The organism is Streptomyces plumbidurans, from assembly GCF_019857225.1.
In the GTDB taxonomy this organism is placed as follows: domain Bacteria; phylum Actinomycetota; class Actinomycetes; order Streptomycetales; family Streptomycetaceae; genus Streptomyces; species Streptomyces plumbidurans.
In genome coordinates this window covers 1-19,963 of sequence record NZ_JAFJSY010000052.1, presented here as the reverse complement: position 1 = coordinate 19,963, position 19,963 = coordinate 1, and the positions used below count along the sequence as shown (strand labels likewise).

The window sequence follows — 19,963 nt, the reverse complement described above, 5'->3', positions numbered from 1 at the left end:
CTGCCCTGTCCCCGAGCACACCCGTCGAGCACACCCACCGAACGAGAGGCAGCCATGCCCGTCATCCGCACGTCCGAAGCCGTCACGCACGAGATGCACGGCACCCGTTTCGTCTCGTACGCCTCGCCACTGGCCGGGAGCAAGGAACTCTGCGCCTGGCGGGCAGAGTTCCCGCCGGGTATTAAGGCACCCGAGCACACCGTCACCCGCGAGGAGATCTTCCATCTGCTCGCCGGTGAGCTGCTCATCAGCCTGGACGGCCGCACCGACCGCATCACGGCGGGCGACACCGTCGTCGTCAATCCGGGCGCGACGCTCGGTATCGAGAACCCCACCGACCGGACGGCGGCTTCCTGGGTCACCACCTCCATCGGGCTGGAGGCCGAGCTGACCGACGGCACCCGGGTGGCGCCCCCGTGGGCGCGGTGACGGCTACGCCACCAGCGCGCCCGGCAGCACCGCGTGCGGTCCGAACTTCGCCCGTACGCGGTCCGCGACCTCCTCGACCCGGCGGACCTTCTCCTCCGCGGGATCGAAGACCAGCTGGTAAGAGGCCTGTTCCGCGGGGCTGAGCCCTTCGGCGCGCAGGACGAACGCGCGGACCCGGGCGCGCTGGAGGCCGAGGGACTCGTACATGCCGTACGCCGTCCTGGTCAGGGCGGGCGAGTGGGCGGTGGGTTCCTTCAGGGTGCGGGTGCGGGTCGTCGCGGTGCGGTCGGCGTAGCGGACGGTGAGGGTGAGGGTGGTGCAGACCTTGTCCAGGGCGCGCAGCCGGGAGCCCAGTTCCTCGGCGGCGGACAGCAGGGCGCGGCGGTGCCGGTCCGGGGACAACTCGTCGCGGGTGAAGGGGCGTTCGGTGGCCAGGGAGCGGGAGACCGCGTTCGGCACGACCCGGCCGCGGTCGATGCCGCCCGCCTTCTCGTGCAGTTCGCGGGCCGCCTTCGCGCCGATCAGCCGCTGAAGTGTGGACAGCGGTGCGGCGGCGACCCGGCCCAGGGTGTCGAGGCCGTAGTCGCACAGGGTGCGTGCGGTGGCCGTGCCGACGCCGGGGAGCACGGTGACCGGCCGGTCCGCGAGGAACTCCGCGATGCCGTCCGGGTGTTCGGGCACCGCGCGGGTCACCCCGGGCCGGGCGTCGCGCAGCGCCACACGCGCCAGCATCGGGCCCGGACCGGCGCCGATCACGCAGTCGACGCCGTGCAGGGCCAGCGCGCGGACCCGGATCACTGCCGCCAGTTCGACCGCGTCGCGTCCGAAGTACCGTTCGGCGCCCCGCAGATCGGCCAGTGCCCCGTCGGGCGGCAGCGCCTCGACGACCGGGGTGAACTCCTCCAGCAGTCCGAGGAGTTCAGGCAGCGCGGCCTCGTCGTCCGGCGGCAGCTGGAAACGTACGCACAGAATGGTCATCCCGCACTCCCCGGGCTCTGGTGCCACAACTTCCGTACCTGTGAGGGCTCTTGACCCGCCGGCCGCAGATCGGCCCATGGGTTCATCTGGTATCCGGTCGGCATGTGGATGCGTCTGCCGCGTGCCGGGTCCCCGCCCGCGTCCTCCCGTACCGGCTCCGCCAGCCGCGCCGCCACCTCGTCGAGGCCGCCCTCGGCGCGCAGTTCGGCCAGTTCGGCGAGGTTCCAGGCGGCCGCGCCCACCACGCTGAGGCTGCGCGGGCCGCGTCGCTGCACCACCCCGCGCACCAGCAGCAGCCAGGAGTGGAAGACGGTGTGGGCGCAGGCGTCGTGGGAGTCGTCGAAGAAGGCGAGGTCCACCAGGCCCGTGCCGTCGTCCAGGGTGGAGAAGATGACCCGCTTGCCGGACCGGATCGGCGGGGTCTGGGTGGCCGCCTTGGCGCCCGCGACCAGCACCGTCTCGCCGTGCCTGGCCTCGCGCAGCCGGCGCGCGGACATCACGCCCAGCTCGTCGAGGAAGGCCCGGTGGTCGTCCATCAGGTTGTGCGAGGCGTCCATCGACAGCACTCCCAGTTCGGCGCTGAGTTTCTCCGCCTCCGACAGGTCGGGCAGTCCGGCCGGCGCCGTCTTCCGCCCGCCCGCCAGCGGGAGTTGGCCCCCGCCCGCGCCCCGGGCGCCCCGGTGCAGCTCGGTGAGGTGCAGTTGCAGATCACGGCGGTTGGCCCCGAAGGCGTCCAACGCCCCTACCTGCGCGAGCCGCCCGGCCAGCGGCCGACTGGGACGCGCCCGCTCCCAGAAGTCCAGCAGCGAGGCGTACGGCTGCCCCTCCGCGATCCGTGCCGCCTCGGCCTCGCTGATGCCGTGCACGTCGGAGAGGGCGAGCCGCAGGCCCCACTTCACGGGTGATTCAGACACCAGTTCGATACGGTGTGCGACCGCCGACCGGTTCACGTCCAGCGGAAGCACCGGCACCCCCCGCCGCCGCGCGTCCGCCAGCAGCAGCCGCTTCGAGTACATCCCGGGGTCGTGGGTGAGCAGGCCCGCATAGAAGGCGGCCGGGTGGTGCGCCTTCAGCCAGGCGGACTGGTATGTCGGCACCGCGAAGGCGACAGCGTGCGCCTTGCAGAAGCCGTAGCTGCCGAAGGCCTCCACGATCTCCCAGGTGCGCCGAATCGTTTCTGCGTCGTATCCGTTCGCCGCCGCGTGCTGGGCGAACCACACCTTGATCCGCCCCTGCGACTCCGGGTCCGACAGCCCGCGCCGCACCCGGTCCGCCTCGCCGCGCCCGCAGCCGGTCAGGACGGCGACGATGTCGATGATCTGCTCGTGGAAGACGACGACCCCGTACGTCCCCCTCAGCGCCTCCTCCAGATCCGGGTGGGGGTAGGTGACGGGCGCCCGCCCGTGCCGCGCCTCGATGAACGGCCGCACCATGTCCGCGGCGACCGGGCCGGGCCGGAAGAGCGAGATGTCCACCACGAGGTCGTGGAAGGTGGCCGGCTGCAACCTGCCCACCAGATCCCGCTGGCCCGGCGACTCGATCTGGAAGCAGCCCAACGTCTCGGTGGAACGGATGAGTTGATACGTAGCCGGGTCGCCGCTCGCGAGTGCGTCCAGGTCGATCCGCTTTCCCTCGGCCCGCTCCACCTCGGCGACCGCATGCGCCATCGCCGACTGCATCCGTACGCCCAGGACGTCCAGTTTGAGCAGTCCGAGGTCCTCCACGTCGTCCTTGTCGAACTGCGACATGGGCAGCCCCTCGCCGCTGGTCGGCATCACCGGCGTACGGGAGAGCAGGGAGGCGTCGGACAGCAGCACTCCGCAGGGGTGCATCGCGACTCCGCGCGGCAGGGCGTCGAGCGCCTCGACCAGCTCCCAGAACCGCCCGTAGCGCGCGCCCGCCTGCCGGACCTCCTCCGCCAGTCCCTTGAGTTCGGGGAGTTCGTCGAGCGCCGCGCGGGCGTCGCGGGCGCGGATGTGCGGGAAGGACTTGGCGATGCGGTCGATGTCGGCCGGGTCCATGGACAGGGCCGCGCCCACGTCACGGATCGCGTGCCGGACGCGGTACGTCTCCGGCATCGCGACCGTCGCGACCCGCTCCTCGCCGAACCGGTCGATGATCGCGCGGTAGACCTCGATGCGGCGCGCGGACTCCACGTCGATGTCGATGTCCGGCAGCACGACCCGCTCCTTGGACAGGAAGCGCTCCATCAGCAGCCCGTGTTCGACCGGGTCGGCGTTCGCGATACCGAGCAGGTGGTTGACCAGGGAGCCCGCGCCGGAGCCGCGCGCGGCCACCCGGATGCCCATGTTCCGTACGTCGTCCACGACTTGAGCGACCGTCAGGAAGTAGGAGGCGAAGCCGTGGTGGGCGATGATGTCCAGCTCGTGGTGCATCCGCTCCCAGTGGGCGCGCCGGTCCGCGTAGCCGAGCCGGACCATCCCGGCCGCCGCCCGTGAGGCCAGCGCCCGCTGGGCGGTGCGGCGGCCCGCGCCGACCAGATGCGGTTCGGGGAAGTGGACGGCGCCCATGCCGAGGTCGTCGTCGGGGTCGACCAGGCACTCGGCGGCCGTCGCCCGCGTCTGCTCCAGCAGGCTGTGGGCGGTGTCGCGCCGGTATCCCGCGGCCTCCACGATCCGCTCGGCGGCGCTGAGCATGGCGCCCTCGTCCTTGAGCCAGGCCTCCCCCGAGTCCAGTTCCCTCGTCGGGTCGACGGGGACCAGCCGGCGGGCCGCGTCCAGGACGTCGGCGACGGGGCCGAGTCCGGGATCGGCGTAGCGGACGGCGTTGCTGAGCACCGGGCGGACGTGCTGCTCGGCGGCGAAGCCGACGGTGCGGGCGGCCAGCCGCAGGGAGCCGGGGCCGATGCCCTCGCGGCCGTGCCAGACGACCTCGAGGCGCAGGGCGTCGCCGTAGCTCTCGCGCCAGGGGGCGAGGAGCTTCGCGGCCCGGTCCGGACGCCCGGCGGCCAGTGCGCGACCGACGTCGGAGGCGGGGCCGAGCAGCACGGTCAGACCGTCGGCGTGGCTGTCGGTCCACGGCAGCCGGGGCGGGCCGTCGGCGGTGTGGGCGGCGCTGACCAGTCGGCACAGGCCGGCCCAGCCGCGGGCGCCGTCCCGGGCGAGGAAGGTGACCCGGGGTGTCGATTCGTCGATGAAGGCACCGCCGCGCACGGGAGTGCGCCGCCGTTCCCGCCGTACGGACTCGTCGTCCCGGATCCGCGCGGGCGGCTCCACCGCCAGGTCCGCTCCGAACAGCGGACGTACGCCCGCCTTCGCGCAGGCATTGGCGAAGCGGACCGCGCCCGCGAGGGTGTCGCGGTCGGTGAGCGCGAGGGCGTCCATGCCCCGCTCGGAGGCACGCTCCGCCAGCCGCTCCGGGTGCGAGGCGCCGTAGCGCAACGAGAACCCGGAGACGGTGTGCAGATGCGTGAAGCCGGACATCCGCACCTCCGCTCTCGAACATCAGTTCCCTACTGCCTCACCTCCACCATAGACCAAAAATCGAATGCATGTACGACCGACACTCGACCCTCTCCCACCTGCGGAAACGCGTAAAACGCGGAAGTCCCGCCCCTCGCGCGCGGGGCGGGACTTCCCTGACGGGCCGGGCGGTCGTCAGCCGATCTGGGCACCGAAGGTCGAGAGCGCCTCGGTGACCGGCTGGAAGAACGTCTCGCCGCCGGAGGTGCAGTCGCCGCTGCCGCCGGAGGTGAGGCCGATGGCCGACTCGCCGTCGAAGAGCGAGCCGCCGCTGTCGCCGGGCTCGGCGCAGACATCGGTCTGGATGAGACCGTTGACGATGTCGCCGTTGCCGTAGTTCACGGTGGCGTCCAGGCCGGTGACCGTGCCGCTGTGCACCTGGGTCGTCGAACCGCTGCGCTGCACCTTCTCGCCGACCGTGGCGTCGGCGGCCTTGGTGATCTTCTGCGTGGAGCCGTTGTAGAGGTCGACCTCGCTCGGGTGGTCCACGGTCGAGGTGTACTTGACCAGACCGAAGTCGTTGTCCGGGAAGTCGGACTGCTCGTTGGTGCCGATCACGTTGCCGCTGGAGTCGGACCAGGTGGAGATGGCCTCGGTGCAGTGGCCGGCCGTGATGAAGTACGGCTGGCCGCCCTTGACCACGTTGAAGCCCAGCGAGCAGCGCCCGCCCGAGCCGGTGATCGCGTCGCCGCCCGCGATGAAGGGCTTGAACTCCCCCTGCGTGCGCTTGACTTCGGCCACCGAGCCGAGCCCGTGGACGACCTTGCTCAGCTTGGACCACTCGGCCTTGGAGACCGTGCGGTCGGCGGTGACGACGACCTTGTTGGTCGTGGGGTCGGTGACCCACGAGGTGCCGGGGATGGTCGCGTCCTGCTTGAGCGTCGTACGGGCGCTCTTGATCTCGGCGAGGGAGTTCTCGACGATTCTGGCCTTGGCGCCGGCCGCCTGCACGGTCTTGGCTGCGGTCTCGTCCAGGACGTTCACCACGAGGCTCTTGGCCTTCGCGTCGTAGAACGTGCCCGCCGCGTCCGTGCCGAGGTCCTTGCCGAGGGTCGAGGCGAGCTTTCCGGCCGCCACGGCCGACAGGGTCTGCGGCTCGGGGGTCTTCGGTGCCTCACTCGCGTTCGCAGTCTGGAAGGTGACTGCCGCGGCGATGAGCGCGGTGACACCCGCTCCGGCCACGGCCACGCGCCGCCTGGGTATGCGTCGGTGCTTCAACTGACGTCCTCCTGTGGGGGGATCGGCCCGGGAGGTTGTGGGGACCTCACGAACCGGAAGGCGTTGAACAGCGCCTACTATCCCGAGGCCGACAGGGAGCACACAAGGGCTTCTTCAGGACGCGCGTAGAACGCGCCATATGCGCCCCTCATTTTTGACAGTGCACGGTCAACCCACGTCTTCGCTCTGCAAACACTACGAGCGAGTAGCCCGTAAGCACTGCGTGAGGTCTAGCCCTGTCCGAAAGTCGACCCATCGCCGTCGGGTTCCATCCGCGGTTCGGCCGCGGGCAGTTGCTCCTGCACCGGTTGCCGGTCGATCTGCGAAGGCGCCGGCTGCGGCGCTGCGACATTGTTCTGCGCCCTCTCCAGGAAGCGCAGCAGCTCCACCGGGAAGGGCAGGACGAGCGTGGAGTTCTTCTCGGCGGCGACCGCCGTCACCGTCTGCAGCAGCCGCAGTTGGAGCGCCGCGGGAGTGTCCGCCATCTGCTGCGCCGCCTCGGCGAGCTTCTTCGACGCCTGGAACTCGGCGTCCGCGTTGATGACCCGCGCCCGGCGGTCCCGGTCCGCCTCGGCCTGACGGGCCATCGACCGCTTCATGGTCTCGGGCAGCGACACGTCCTTGATCTCGACGCGGTCGATGGTCACGCCCCACTCCACCGCCGGACTGTCGATCATCAGCTCCAGACCCTGGTTGAGCTTCTCGCGGTTGGAGAGCAGATCGTCCAGCTCGCTCTTGCCGATGATCGACCTCAGCGAGGTCTGCGCCATCTGCGCGACGGCGAACCGGTAGTCCTCGACCCGGACGACCGCCTCGGCCGGCGCGGTCACCTTGAAGTAGACGACGGCGTCCACGCGGACCGTGACGTTGTCGCGGGTGATGCCCTCCTGCGCGGGCACCGGCATCGTCACGACCTGCATATTGACCTTCTGGAGCCGGTCCACGAACGGCACGATCATCGTGAAGCCCGGCTCGCGCACCTGGGAGCGGAGCCTGCCGAGCCGGAACACCACACCGCGTTCGTACTGCTTGACGACGCGCGCCGCCGCCATCAGGTAGACCGTTCCGGCGGACGCGAGGACCACTCCAGTGGTCACCAGCTCCTCGACCATGTCGGCCCCCCAGGGTCCGAAGTGGGCGTATGGGCGTATTGCGGAGGAGTCAATACAACAGGCGTATCGCCTGCACTTCGAAGGTAACTCCCGGGTGCGGACAAGGGCGAGCCCCCGCACTGCAGTTGCCTGCGGGGGCTCGCCAGGTGCCGGTGTGCGGGTCGGGACCGCTCGTCAGCCGACGCTCACGCCGTAGTAGCTCAGGGCCTCGGTGACCGGCTGGAAGAAGGTCGTGCCGCCGGAGGTGCAGTCGCCGCTGCCGCCGGAGGTCAGACCGTACGCCGTCGAACCGCCGTACAGCGGGCCGCCGCTGTCGCCGCCCTCGGCGCAGACCGTGGTCTGGATCATGCCGTAGACGACGTCGCCGCCGCCGTAGTTGACGGTGGCGTTCAGGGCGGTGACGCGACCGCTGTGGGTGCCGGTGGTGGAGCCGCGACGGTAGACCGTCGTGCCGACACTCGGGGTGGCCGCACTGGTGATGGTCTGGCTGCCGACCGCGCTCGGGTGCGAGGCCGAGCCGGTGTAGCGGACCAGCGCGAAGTCGTTGGTCGGGAAGCTGTAGCTGACGTTGGTACCCAGCACCGAGGTGTGGCCGGAGTTGGAGTACCAGGTGGAGGCGACCTGACCGCAGTGGCCGGCGGTCAGGAAGTAGTAGGTGCTTCCGCTGTGCACGTTGAAGCCGAGCGAGCAGCGGTACTGGCCGCCGTAGATGGCGTCGCCGCCGGTGATCAGCTTCTTGAAGGTGCCCGGCGTGTGCTTGATGGTCAGGGCGCCGGAGTTGCTGCCGGCCTGCTGCTTGATCTTGGCGATCTCGGCCTTGGAGACCGTGCTGTCGACGGTGACGACGACGCGGTTGGTCTTGCTGTCGACGGCCCAGGCGGTGCCGGGGACATCGGCCTTGAGCACCGAGGCGTTCGCGCTCTTGAGCTGGGCGGTGCTGAAGGGGGTGGCCGTGGACGCGTGCGCGCTGGGGACCGCGAACGCTGCGGCGGCCACGAGACCGGTGGTGACGGCGATCAGCCTTGTCCGTCTCGCAATGCCGCTGCGGGGGGTGGTGCGCTTGATCCTCACTTCGTTCCTCCCAGGGGGAAGTCGGGGGGCCCGCGTGGGGTCGGGGCCCCGTGAGGCGCAGCCAGGGTTCCGGTCTCCGGATTTCGGACAAGCCGTGCCCCTGACAAGCGCTTGCCGGGAGTATTCGGCCGAACGACCGGTAGGCGCAAGGGCGCCTTTCGGCCGTCAAGCATTGAACGACCGTCAGTTTCCGGCCGCCGCGGCCCGGTTGACCGGCCTGGCGAGGTCCAGATGTTCCCTGAGCGTGCTACCCGGGTAGAACGTGCGGAACAGGCCGCGGTGCTGGAGCAGGGCCACCGTCCCGTTGACGAGTCGCTCCAGGTCACGGCGCGGCTCGACGGGCGTGAAGTGGAAGCCGTCGACGATGCCGTTCGCGTGCCAGGTGGTGATCAGCTCGGCGAGGTCCACGGGCCCGCCCCGGTAGCGCGGACCCTGCGCGGTCTGCCGGGGGCCGCCCCCGCCGTGCCCGGGCGCGGCCGCGTACTCCCCGTCGCCGAGGTCGACCAGAAGGCTCGCGAAAACGCGCAGGGCACCGGGATCACGGCCCGACTCCTCGGCGGTCCGCCGGAGTTGATCCCGTACGGCGGCGGCCTGTACGGGGGTCGCGACGCGCACGAGGGCCACGTCGGCATACAGGGCTGCCGTGCGCCGCGCGTGCCCTTCGGTGGCGTCGATGACACGCACGGGGCGGGCTTCGGGCGGACACGGTCCGTCGTTTCGGGCCTCGTCCTGCGTTGTCGCCGCGTCGATCCAGCGGCCGGTGCGGGTGAGCGGGGCGTGCGTTGCCCGCGCCTGGCTGGGTCGACCGTGCTGACCGGACTCGACGCGCGTGCTCGTGGCGGCGGGCACCAGACCGATGCGGGTGGTGGCGGATGCGATGCGGGACAGGAGGGCGAGGGGATCGGGGCCGGCCTCGGGATCGGGGCCGGGATCGGGATCGGGGCCGGGATCGCCAACGATGTCGTCGAGCGTCACGAAGTCGAGCCCGCCGCGTTCGGCGAGCCGTGCCGCCTCGACCCGGGCCTCAACATCGGCATCGGCATCGGCAGGGGCCCCGCTGTCGGTGCCGTGCGCCGGCCCCCGGACGATCGCGGCGGCGAGGTGCAGCAGGCCCCGGCCGGGAGTTGAGGTCATGGGGAGGAAGCCTTTCCGGATCAGTGGACCTTGCCGATCACGCCCTGGTGCACCTGTCACGCGGCGGCCCGTGCGGCGAGCCCCGCCAGGAACCGCAGCGCCGCCCGTGCCGTCGCGTCGTTCTGCCGGAACGCCGGGCCGCCGGTGCGCGGCCGGGTGAAGGCGCCGGGGGTGCGGCCGTCGGTGTAGGGCCCGAGCGCGAACCGGCGGGGATGCGGCCGCCCGGCCCGGTCGAGAATCCGCCCGTCGGCGGGGTCGACCCGGAGCAGTCCGTCGGGGGTCTCGGCGGCGCCCTCGGCGTGCAGTTCGCGCAGCAGGGTGTCGCGGGCCCGCGCGACGGTGGGCGCGGGCAGCCGCGCCTCGACGAGCGCCCGCGCGCGGACGGAGAAGCCCGGCACGGTGGCGCTCGACGCCCGGAACATCCCGTCCTGCGCGGTGACGGACATGTCGGCGCCGACGAACTTCAGGACTCCGGCCCTGGACAGCGCAGGCATCTGCCGCAGCCGCGGACCTGGCGGCCCGGAGGCCACATAGCTGAAGAAGCCGTGCCACCAGGGGCCGACACCACCGAGCCGGACCAACTGGCCGTAGACGGAGAGCAGTCCGAGAAACACCGCCAAGTCGGGGCTGTGGTACGGATCGTGACGTCGACTCAGATCCCGCTCCACATAACCGCGCAGCTCCTCTTGGAACTCCTCGAAGGAGCGGTAGCGCATCCCGTCCAGCGGGCGCTCGAGCGCGCGGAGGTCGAGCCGGTCCCCGGGATCGGGCACGGCCGCCGCCGCGAGCGCCTCCCGCTGCGCGGCCCCGGACGACGCCGCGTACTTCTCCTCGAAGTCGCTCCAGGCGCCGCTCGTCCGCTCCGGATGCGCGGTGAACAGCCGGTGGTAGTGGGCGAATCCCAGCTCCTTCTCCACCAGCGGCCACACGTCCCGCCGAAAGTCGAACCCTCCGGGCCGAGCGAGCAGCGCCTCGACCTCGGCGGGCCCGAAGAACCTGGGCAGCGGCGGCCGTTCGCCGCTCCAGTCGTAGCCGATCTTCGAGTGGTACGGCACCCCGCGCCGCGAGCCGACGTACAGCACCGGCTCCTGTCCCGAGGGCACATAGGTGTCGCCGTCGTAGCGGCCGCCCCGGCCCTCGGTCAGCAGCACCATCAGGTCGACGAACGCGAGCCCGAACCCGCGCACGAGGACGGGTTCGCCCGCCCTCAGCGCGGACAGGTCGGAGTCGGCGGTGAAGTCGGGCGCCAGGTGGACCAGGCCGTGCTTGCGGGCGTACGCCGTCAACTCCGCCTGTTCGTCGTCCGGTTCGGCGTCGAGATGGCCGAGCGCGAGCACGACCAGGTCGGCGAGGAGCGGGCGCGGGCGGCCCTCCAGCCACACCTGCTGCCGGCCCTCGCGCGGGCCGCCGACCCGCAGGGCCCGCCCTTCGTGGTGATGGACGGTGACGTCCGGGGGCAGGGCGGCGACGGCCCGCTCGTGCACCCAGCGCAGATACGAGCCCTGCAGCCGCCTGTCCGCGAAGACGCGGCCGTCGATGCCGGCCCACTCGTGCAGGGTGGGGCCGCCGACCACCGGGCCCTCCATCGCCACCGTCTCGTCGGTGAACATGGTGATGTCCTCGGCGTGCGAGTTCATCCACATCAGCGGTGACTGCGCCGCGCGCCAGATCCGTCCGGAGCCGGGCGGGTAGGGGTCCACGAGATGGATGTCGAGGCCCGAACCGGCGTACAGCTCGGGCGCGTTGGCGGCGATCCGCTCGATGAGACCGGTCCCCCGCGGCCCGGCCCCGACGATCACCAGGGTGGGCCTCATCGGGCGCGCCCCGAACCGCGGGCGGAGGAGATTCCGGGGGTTTCAAAGATTTCGGCAAGAGCGTCGAAAGACATGCGAAGGCTCCGTGAGCTGAGTCGAACACGGTGATGCCTTCACACGGGAGCGGCCGAGCCCCTCAGCAGGGCCGCCCGTCGAGACTACGGGTGCGTTTCCCCTTGCTGTCAAGGCTGTCCGAACTGTGAGCCGTACGTCTCAGGTCGGTTGACGCATCACCGGATGCCTGTTCCACTTGGCCCATGCATCCACAGCAGTGGCTGGTCAAGCGCTCCCACATCGACTTCGGTCGCGTGTGGTCATCCTCCTGTTGAGCTGACCCCCTGCACCGCCCCTGACATTCCGGGGCGCTCTTTCGCGTTCTCCTTCCTCGCCTTCACACGCGCACCCTCCCCCTCGCCGCGTCCTTGCCTTTTTCCGCCGCCCGTTCCGCGGGCGCGACCCGTATCCCCAGCACCCGGTCCATCAACGCGCCCAGAACGTCCCGCACCGAATCCCGTTCGCGTGCATCGCATTCGAGCACCGGCACTTCGCCGCGAAGTCCCAGAACCCTGCGGACCTCCTCCGGTTCGAGCCGCTCGGCGCCCTCGAACCGGTTCACGGCGAGCACGAACGGCACCCCCCGGTCCTCGAAATAGTCGACGGCCGGGAAGCAGTCCTCGATCCGCCGGGTGTCCGCGAGGATCACCGTGCCGAGCGCGCCCTCGGACAACTCCTCCCACATGAAGGAGATCCGCCCCTGTTCGCGAGCACCTGATCCGGAAACAACTGATCCGGGCGCATCCGATTCGGGAGCCCCGAACAGATACAGCGCGATCGTCGGGTCGAGCGTGATTCGCCCGAAGTCGAGCGCGACGGTCCTGGTGGTCCTGGACTCCGCCCCGTCGGGCGTGTCGACGCCCACCGACACATGGGTGATCGCCGCCTGGGTGTCCAGCGGTTCCGTCTCCGAGATCGCGCCGATGAACGTGGTCTTGCCGACTCCGAGTCCCCCGCTCACCACGACCTTCACGGCGAGCGGGACGGTGCCGTCACAGCGGCCGGACATGATCCCTGGTCCTTTCGAGCGGCCGGACTGCCTTCGCGTCCTCGACCTGCTCTACGTCCCGGAACCGTTCAGCGTTCAGCGTTCACGGCGGCCACACCGCGCAGTTCAGCAGCTGCAGTCGCACCCGCAGTCGCAGCAGTCGCACCCGTCGCAGCAATCGCCACAGCCGCAGTCGCCGCAGCTGCAGCAGTCACAGCAGTCGCCGCAGTCCGCGTCCTTGCACAGTCCGTCCTTGCGCTGCCGGCTCCACGGATCGTCGTACTCGCCGCAGCACAACTGACACGTGCAGGCAAGACCGGCCCACACCGCGCAGCCGGCCAGCAGCCCGCGCGGGTTGCGCCGCGGCGGCTCCGGAGGCCGCGGCGGCCCGCCCGGACCGCCGGGCGGCGCATACGGTCCCGCGAGCGTCGGCGCGGAGCCGTGCGCGCACGAGGCGGTACCGAAGGCGCGGTCGACGGAACTGCGCAGTTCGTGCACGAGCAGCCGGTGCGCCAGCCTGCCCTCTGTGAACTCCACCTCGCGCAGGGCGAGCCGTATCCCGTGCAGCGCGTCGTCGGCGAGCCGCCGGGCCTCCTGCAGCGAGGTCCCGGTCGCGGAAAGGGGGTTCCAGGCACCCGAGGCGGCGTCGGCCTCCTGGTCCTCCACGGCGTCCAGCAGGTGCGCGAGCCGTCCGAACAGCCGCCCCGCCTCGGCGAGCGGCTCGGCGTTGCCTAGCCGTCCCGCCAGCACCGCGGTGTGCGCGAAGGCCGCGGCCGTCGCCGTCTCGGTCGGCTCGGTGACCGTGAGCACCGGCGTGCCCGGCCCGGCGAGCGTCTCGATGCCGAGCTGCCGGTCCACCGCGTCCACGAGAACTGCCGTGTCGAACCCGACGTCCGATCCCGTACGAGCGCCCGCCGCACCCCAGCTCGACGCCACCCGGCGCGCGGCGAGCGCCACCGGCCTGCGGGCCAGCAGCCCGTCCCCGTCGGCCACGTGGTCACGCACCTTGGCCGAGGCGAGCACCAGCGAGACGGCCGCGGCGAGCCGTGCCCCTTCGCCCTGCGCGACGGAGGCGGTCCGCATCCCGCGCAGCGGACAGGGTCCCGCCGTGCGCCGCCACCGGCCGGTCCGTTCGGCCTGAGCCTCCGTCAGAACCGATATCAGCAGCCCGTCGTAGTTGGTCACGATCCGCGCGAACTGACCGTGATCCTTGCGCAGCGCGAGACACAGTCCGCACAAGTGCGCCATCCATTGGGACTTGAGGTTCTCTCCGAGCCGATGGGTGCAGGGTCTGACGATTCCGAACATGACGATCTCCCCCGTGACAAGCGCTACTTCTGATGCTGCCGATCAGGCTGTTGCGGCTGATGCGACGTCGTTGAGCGGCCGCATCGTATCGACCACTCCGTTCACCCGTACGCCCCACCCGTCACCCATACGCCGTGAAGAATCATATTTCACTCACAGTCAGCATCCGCATAGTGCAAGACCCTTGGGGTACCCGGGCTCTCGACGTATTGGCTCTGCACCAGTACCGTCACAAACCCCCCGCGCGGCGTCTATCCACTTGGCGCGCCAACCGCATCATGGATGACCATAGGGATGCGGAAAGCAGAAGGACCGCTGTGAGAGGAGGCGTCCATGGGATCGGTACGCAAGGCGAGTGCCTGGCTTGGCCTCGTCGACGACAACGATGACGAGCGTTACTACGACGACGACTACTCCGAAGGGACCGAGCAGCCCGGGGATGCCTGGGTCACCGACCCGAGGGTCAAGGTGGCCTCGGACACCGCAGAGGACAAGGGCCGCCGTATCGGCACGGTGACCCCCGACAGCTTCCGGGACGCGCGCGCCATCGGCGAGCTGTTCCGCGAGGGCGTTCCGGTCATCATGAACCTCACCGCCATGGAGGCCTCCGACGCCAAGCGCGTCGTCGACTTCGCGGCCGGACTCATCTTCGGCCTGCGCGGTTCGATCGACCGGGTCTCCAACCGCGTCTTCCTGCTCACCCCGGCCGACACGGAGATCGTGAGCCAGGACCCGGCGGCGCACCGCGCGGACGGTTTCTTCAATCAGAGCTGAGGCAGGGCCGCTCACCGGCCCTGCCCCCGCGCAGGGTTCACCGGAAGGCGTCGAGCCCGGTGAGCGCCTTGCCCAGCACGAGCTGGTGCATCTCGACGGTGCCTTCGTACGTCAGCACCGACTCGAGGTTGGTCGCGTGCCGCATGACGGGGTATTCGAGCGAGATCCCGTTGGCCCCCAGGATGGTGCGCGCCGTACGGCAGATCTCGATCGCCTCCCGTACGTTGTTGAGCTTGCCGAAGCTGACCTGCTCCGGACGCAGGCGGCCGGCGTCCATGCGCCGCCCCAGATGGTGGGCGAGCAGAATCCCCTTGTGCAGTTCGACCGCCATGTCGGCGAGTTTGGCCTGGGTGAGCTGGAATCCCCCGATGGGCCGCCCGAACTGCTCCCGCGACTTCGCGTAGTCGACGGCCGCCTCGAAGGAGCTGCGCGCCGCGCCCATGGCTCCCCAGACGATGCCGTAACGGGCGTGCGACAGGCAGCTGAGCGGTCCCTTGAGCCCGACCACCTCCGGTAGTACGGCGTCGGCGGGCAGCCGTACGTCGTCGAGGACGAGTTCGCTGGTGACGCTGGCCCGCAGTGACCACTTGTGCTTGATCTCGGGCGCCGAGAAGCCCGTGCTGCCGGCGGGCACGACGAATCCGCGGATGCCGTCGTCGGTCTGCGCCCACACGACGGCTACGCCGGCCACGGACCCGTTGGTGATCCACATCTTGCGGCCGTTGAGGACCCAGTCGCCCCCGTCGCGCTTGGCGTACGTCCGCATCGAGGCGGGGTCGGAGCCGTGGTCCGGCTCGGTCAGTCCGAAGCACCCGATGACCTCACCGGCGGCCATGCGCGGCAGCCACTGCTGCTTCTGCTCCTCGCTGCCGAACCGGTGGACGGCGTACATCGCGAGCGAGCCCTGCACGGAGACCAGGGACCGGATGCCGGAGTCGGCGGCCTCCAGCTCCAGACAGGCAAGGCCGTACTGCACGGCGCTCGCCCCCGCGCACCCGTATCCGCTCAGCGACATGCCGAGCGCGCCCATCGCGCCGAGTTCCCTGGCGAGCTCGCGGATGCCAGGCAGTTCGCCCTTCTCGTACCACTCGGCGACATCGGGCAGCACCCGGTCGGCCGCCCAGGACCGCACGGTGTCCCGGACCGCGAGGTCCTCCGGCTCCAGCAGGTCGTCGATGCCGAGCGGGTCGGCGGGGTCGAACGGGGGCAACTTCGCGGACGCGGCCATGGGACACCCTCCGACACTCATGCAATCAACTGCTCACGAAAACTAGCAGCGCTAGTTAGAATTCCGGAGCCGACGTTACGACGCAGTGTCCCGCACGTCCAGTGGCACCGGGTCGCAGCCGGCCGGTGCGGGTCGCAACCGGCCGGTACGGGTCATGCGGAGACGCGGGACTCCGCCATCTCCCGCGGCGCGGGCAGTTCCACCTTCGGCGCCGGCTCCGCGCACTGCATGACCTTCGGCAGCCGCAGCGCCATGACCGCCCCCATCAGCAGCAGGCCCGCGCTCACCAGCAGCGTCACATGCAGCCCGTGCACGAACGAGTCCTGGGCCGCCCGGCGCAGCGCCACTCCGACCGGCCCGCCCAGGCGCCCGGCGACCTCGTAGGCCTCCCCGAGCGAGTGCCGGGCCGCGGCGGAGGAGGCCGGCGGGACACCGGGCACGGACGACAGGCCGGGCGCGTACGCCGCGTTCATCACGCTGCCGAGCAGCGCGATGCCGATGCCCGCGCCCAGTTGGTACGAGGTCTCCCCCACGGCCGCGGCTCCACCGGCCTGGGCGGTCGGCGCCTCGCTCAGCATCGACTCGTAGGCGCCGAAGAGCGTGGTCTCGAGGCCGAAGCCCAGGACGACGAAGGCGGACACCAGCAGGCTCGGGTTGTCCGCGCCGCCCATCGCCGTCAGCAGCAGCACCGCCACGGCCGTCAGGCAGAACCCGAAGCACACCATCCGGCGCGGTCCGAACCGCCGCAGCATCCGCGCGCCCGCGAGCCCTGCGGCCATCGCGGCGAACGTCAGCGGCAGCAGCCGCAGCCCCGTCTCCAGCGGCGACAGCCCCAGGACCAGCTGCAGGTACTGCGCCGCGATCAGCTCCAGCCCGACCAGGGCGAGCATGGCGAGGACGATGCAGCAGACCGAGGTGCTGAAGGCCGGACGGGAGAACATCGCGAGGTCCACCAGCGGGTGCGTACGCCGCCGCTGACGCCGTACGAAGAGGACCAGCAGCACTGCTCCCACCACCAGCGGCACCAGGGTGAGCGCACTCGCGGGGGGCTCCCCGCCACCGAGCCGCTTGACGCCGAAGACCACGCCGAAGAGGCCGGCCGCGGCCATCAGCGCGCCGACCACGTCCCACGGACCGTCGGCCGCGCCGCGCGACTCGGGCAGCAGAAGCCGGCCCACCGGCAGGCTGACCAGCATCAGCGGGATGTTGACGAGGAAGACCGAGCCCCACCAGAAGTGTTCGAGGAGAAAGCCGCCGAGCAGCGGGCCGACCGCCGCGCCGACCGCGGCGACGGCGCTCCAGACACCTATGGCGAGCGCCCGCTCACGCCGGTCGGGGAAGACCTGGCGGAGGATCGAGAGCGTCGCGGGCATGATCATCGCGCCGCCGACGCCGAGCAGCGCCCGCGCGAGGATCAGGACCTGTGGATCACGGGCGAGGGCCGCGAGAGCGGAGGCGAGGCCGAAGAGGGCGTATCCGAGAAGGAGGATCCGTCTGCGGCCGACGCGGTCGCCGAGCGTGCCGAAGAGGATCAGCAGCGAGGCGCAGACGAGGGGGTAGACGTCGACGATCCAGAGCAGTTCCATCGCGCCGGGCCTGAGGTCCTCGGTGACGGCGGGCACCGCCACGTGCAGCACGGTGGCGTCGACGGCGACCAGCAGCAGGCTCACGCACAGGACGACGAGCACGACCCAGCGGTTTGCACCGGCCCCGGCCGCCCGACGGCGCAGCGCAGCGGCCGTGGTCGTCCCGGACATGTACGTACCTCCCAGATGTTCCCTCGCGATCGGCGGGCACATGGGTTGGGGACTCCCCATGACTCGGCCGGAGAGGAGCGGTGATCCTCCGGCCCGCGCAACGAAGGCGAGTGACACGTCAGCGTACGCGAGTTCACGGCGGGGACACGTGGCGGACCTCTCAGAGTTCGTACGGACTCGTGTGGCGTACGCCACTTGTCCCCTCCTCGTCCACGCCCCGCCCGGCCCGCCGGTTCCGCCGCCACCGATAATCGAGCCCGTGACCGATCTTGCGACCCGCGCGGCCCCGCCCCGGGACGGGGCCCTGCGCCGCGCCGCCCCGGCCCTCGTCGGGTACGCGGCCGTGCGCGCGCTGGGTCTGGTCGTCCTGGCCGTGTGGAGCGCGGCGCACGGCAAGAGCGCGCACACCCTGCTGACGGCCCGCTGGGACGCGCTGTGGTACACGAGGGTGGCGGATCTGGGCTACGGCTACGAGGTGCGGCTGCCCAACGGCGATGTCCACTCCAACCTGGCCTTCTTCCCGCTGCTGCCCTGGCTGGAGCGGCTGCTGCACGCGGTCACGCCCCTGTCGTACGCGGACGCCGGCTTCGTCGTGAGCCTGCTCGCCTCGCTCGCCGCGGCCTGGGGGATCTTCGCGGTCGCGGACCATGTGTACGGGCGCAGGGCGGGGGTCTGTGCCGTGCTGCTGTGGGCGGTGCTGCCCGTCGGGATCGTGCAGTCGATGGCGTACAGCGAGTCGCTGTTCACCGCGCTCGCGGCCTGGTCGCTGTACGCCGTGCTGACCGGCCGCTGGCTGACGGCGGGCGGCCTGGCCGCGCTGGCGGGGCTGACCCGGCCGGTCGGGCTCGCGGTCGTCGCGGCCGTGTGGGCTGCCGCGATCGTCTCGTTCGGGCGACGCGGAAGCGCCGTGGACGCGCGCGTCGCCCGCATGGGCGAACGCGCCCCCGCACCGTCCGGGGACGGCTCCCCGGAGCGCGTCGGTGCGTCCGGGGGCGCGCCGGGCGCCTCGCACGCCCCCGGCGCGGTACGGCGCCTGCTCGCCCTGCTCGTGGCTCCGCTGGGCGCCGCCGCGTACGTCCTGTGGGTCGGCCACCGCACCGGCAAGGGCCCGCTGGGCTATCTGGACGTCCAGGCGGGCTGGCGCAACGGCTTCGACGGCGGCGCCGCCTTCGCCCGCTTCGTCGCCGACAAGTTCACGTCGTTCCCGTCCGCCCTCGCGGGCATCGGACTGATCGCCGGGGTCGGGCTCGTGATCTGGCTGTACGTCGTCTGCGTCCGCGGCCGCCAGCCGCTGCCGCTGCTGGTCTACGCGGGTGTGGTCACCGCACTGGCCCTGTGCGCGTCGAGCTACTTCGGCTCGAAACCGCGCCTGCTGCTGCCGGCCTTCCCGCTGCTGCTGCCCCTCGCCCTGGCCCTGTCACGGCTGCGTACGTCCAGATCGGCGCTGGTGGTGGGCGGTGTCGCGGCGGCGTCGGCCGCCTACGGGGCGTTCTGGCTGAACGGCTCCGGGCCGCCGTGAGCGCCCTGTGCGGGCGGTGAGCGTTCGGAAAAATCTGCCCCAGCATTCGGTGAACGAATTCATAAGTCCCATAAAACTGATTCGCGGAATGATCAAAGGAATTGAAGGGAGGCCCCGCCGGGCATTGCGGATTCCTCGGAAATAAAGACGTGGCTGAGAGGAATCCCACATCACATCGTCATCACAAAGCCGCTGAATCGACGGAGAACTGAGCTCACTCGCTGTAACGTCGATTGGGTGCGTACCGAACGAAACCTCACCCGTCTGGACCGGGTGTTCGCCAGACTGGACCGGGAGCCGGAACGCCCGGCCCTCATCGATGTGCCGAAGATGAGCAGGCACAGGGTCGCGTTGCTGACCGGGACCCTGGCCTTCTACCTGGCGATCGTGTGGGCCGTGGTGACCACCTCCTGGCTTGTCCGCCTCGACTGGCAGGTCATGTTCTTCCGGCCGTACCAGCAGTGGTCGCATATCCACTGGTTCGTGGACTACTACGTGGTGCTGGGCCAGCGCGGCCCGACCGCGGTCATGGTCGCGGCCTGGCTGGGCTGGCGTTCCTGGCGGCAGCACACGCTGCGCCCGCTGCTGACGCTGGGCACCTCGCTGCTGCTGCTGAACATCACGGTCGGCGCCGCCAAGCTGGGCATGGGCCGCCTCGGCCCGCACTACGCGACGGTCATCGGCTCGAACGAGATGGGCCTGGGCGGCGATATATTCCCCAGCGGCCACACCGCCAATGCCGTGGTGACCTGGGGCATCCTGGCCTACCTCGCCTCCACCCCGAGAGCCCGCCGCTGGCTGTCCGCGGTGTCCGCCGTGACCGCGCTGGGCGTCGGCATGGCCACCGTCTACCTCGGCACGCACTGGCTGAGCGATGTGCTCCTCGGCTGGGCCGCCGGCCTGCTGGTCCTGCTGGCCCTGCCCTGGTGCGAGCCGCTGATCGCCCGTGCCGAGGTCGGCCTCTTCGACCTGCGCGACCGCTGGCGCGCCCGTGGCACCGCCCCGGCCCCGGCCGCTCCGGCCGGCTCCCCGGTGCTGCTCAACCCGCGCGCGACCGCCACGTCGCCGCAGGACGAGGCCGCCGCGCGCGGTACGGC

Annotated in this window: 15 protein-coding genes; 4 read left to right on the top strand and 11 right to left on the bottom strand. The window is 71.2% G+C overall.

Annotated elements, in window-relative coordinates; translation table 11 throughout:
* The first annotated feature begins 54 nt into the window (after positions 1 to 54).
* Complete coding sequence (locus JYK17_RS28215; protein ID WP_222811468.1) at positions 55 to 429, top strand: cupin domain-containing protein; 375 nt, start codon at positions 55 to 57, stop codon at positions 427 to 429.
* A gap of 3 nt (positions 430 to 432) precedes the next feature.
* Here JYK17_RS28215 and JYK17_RS28210 read toward each other — a convergent pair whose 3' ends face one another.
* From JYK17_RS28210 to JYK17_RS28170, 9 genes are all read right to left on the bottom strand, one after another.
* The gene (locus JYK17_RS28210) at positions 433 to 1,407 is read right to left on the bottom strand and encodes a DNA polymerase Y family protein (RefSeq protein ID WP_222811467.1); all 975 of its coding nucleotides are present in this window, start codon (positions 1,405 to 1,407) and stop codon (positions 433 to 435) included.
* Positions 1,404 to 4,850, bottom strand: coding sequence for a DNA polymerase III subunit alpha (locus JYK17_RS28205; protein WP_222811466.1), 3,447 nt, complete (start codon positions 4,848 to 4,850; stop codon positions 1,404 to 1,406). The genes JYK17_RS28210 and JYK17_RS28205 overlap by 4 nt, the downstream gene beginning before the upstream one ends.
* A gap of 174 nt (positions 4,851 to 5,024) precedes the next feature.
* Entirely contained in the window at positions 5,025 to 6,107 is a 1,083-nt protein-coding gene (locus JYK17_RS28200; RefSeq protein ID WP_108011974.1) for a S1 family peptidase, read from the bottom strand.
* Between the two features lie 230 nt (positions 6,108 to 6,337).
* A complete protein-coding gene (locus JYK17_RS28195; protein WP_108011976.1) occupies positions 6,338 to 7,219 on the bottom strand; it encodes a slipin family protein in 882 nt (293 codons plus the stop codon).
* 174 nt (positions 7,220 to 7,393) lie between these two features.
* A complete protein-coding gene (locus JYK17_RS28190) occupies positions 7,394 to 8,290 on the bottom strand; it encodes a S1 family peptidase (RefSeq protein WP_108011978.1) in 897 nt (298 codons plus the stop codon).
* Positions 8,291 to 8,473: 183 nt separating this feature from the next.
* Positions 8,474 to 9,424, bottom strand: a complete 951-nt coding sequence (locus tag JYK17_RS28185) for an LLM class oxidoreductase (protein WP_222811465.1) — start codon at positions 9,422 to 9,424, stop codon at positions 8,474 to 8,476.
* Between the two features lie 56 nt (positions 9,425 to 9,480).
* Complete coding sequence (locus tag JYK17_RS28180; protein ID WP_222811464.1) at positions 9,481 to 11,238, bottom strand: FAD/NAD(P)-binding protein; 1,758 nt, start codon at positions 11,236 to 11,238, stop codon at positions 9,481 to 9,483.
* A gap of 391 nt (positions 11,239 to 11,629) precedes the next feature.
* A complete protein-coding gene (locus JYK17_RS28175; protein ID WP_222811463.1) occupies positions 11,630 to 12,301 on the bottom strand; it encodes a GTP-binding protein in 672 nt (223 codons plus the stop codon).
* A 105-nt stretch (positions 12,302 to 12,406) separates the two neighbouring features.
* Positions 12,407 to 13,588 carry a DUF5685 family protein gene (locus tag JYK17_RS28170; RefSeq protein WP_222811462.1) on the bottom strand — a complete coding sequence of 394 codons (1,182 nt, stop codon included), beginning with the start codon at positions 13,586 to 13,588 and terminating at the stop codon, positions 12,407 to 12,409.
* Positions 13,589 to 13,921: 333 nt separating this feature from the next.
* Here JYK17_RS28170 and JYK17_RS28165 point away from each other — a divergent pair, with 333 nt between their 5' ends.
* On the top strand, positions 13,922 to 14,362 hold the full coding sequence (locus JYK17_RS28165; protein ID WP_108011988.1) for a cell division protein SepF: 441 nt from the start codon (positions 13,922 to 13,924) through the stop codon (positions 14,360 to 14,362).
* A gap of 37 nt (positions 14,363 to 14,399) precedes the next feature.
* On the opposite strand, the gene JYK17_RS28160 is transcribed toward JYK17_RS28165, so the two are convergent.
* Both JYK17_RS28160 and JYK17_RS28155 read right to left on the bottom strand, forming a co-directional pair.
* Positions 14,400 to 15,590 carry an acyl-CoA dehydrogenase family protein gene (locus JYK17_RS28160; RefSeq protein ID WP_108011990.1) on the bottom strand — a complete coding sequence of 397 codons (1,191 nt, stop codon included), beginning with the start codon at positions 15,588 to 15,590 and terminating at the stop codon, positions 14,400 to 14,402.
* A 152-nt stretch (positions 15,591 to 15,742) separates the two neighbouring features.
* The gene (locus JYK17_RS28155; RefSeq protein WP_128803475.1) at positions 15,743 to 17,347 is read right to left on the bottom strand and encodes an MFS transporter; all 1,605 of its coding nucleotides are present in this window, start codon (positions 17,345 to 17,347) and stop codon (positions 15,743 to 15,745) included.
* Between the two features lie 259 nt (positions 17,348 to 17,606).
* On the opposite strand from JYK17_RS28155, the gene JYK17_RS28150 reads away from it, so the two are divergent.
* Together JYK17_RS28150 and JYK17_RS28145 are read left to right on the top strand one after the other, a co-directional pair.
* Positions 17,607 to 18,866 (top strand): glycosyltransferase family 39 protein, encoded by a 1,260-nt coding sequence (locus tag JYK17_RS28150; RefSeq protein WP_222811461.1) that lies wholly within the window; start codon positions 17,607 to 17,609, stop codon positions 18,864 to 18,866.
* A 237-nt stretch (positions 18,867 to 19,103) separates the two neighbouring features.
* The coding region (locus JYK17_RS28145) for a phosphatase PAP2 family protein (protein WP_222811460.1) at positions 19,104 to 19,963 on the top strand (860 nt) is incomplete at its 3' end.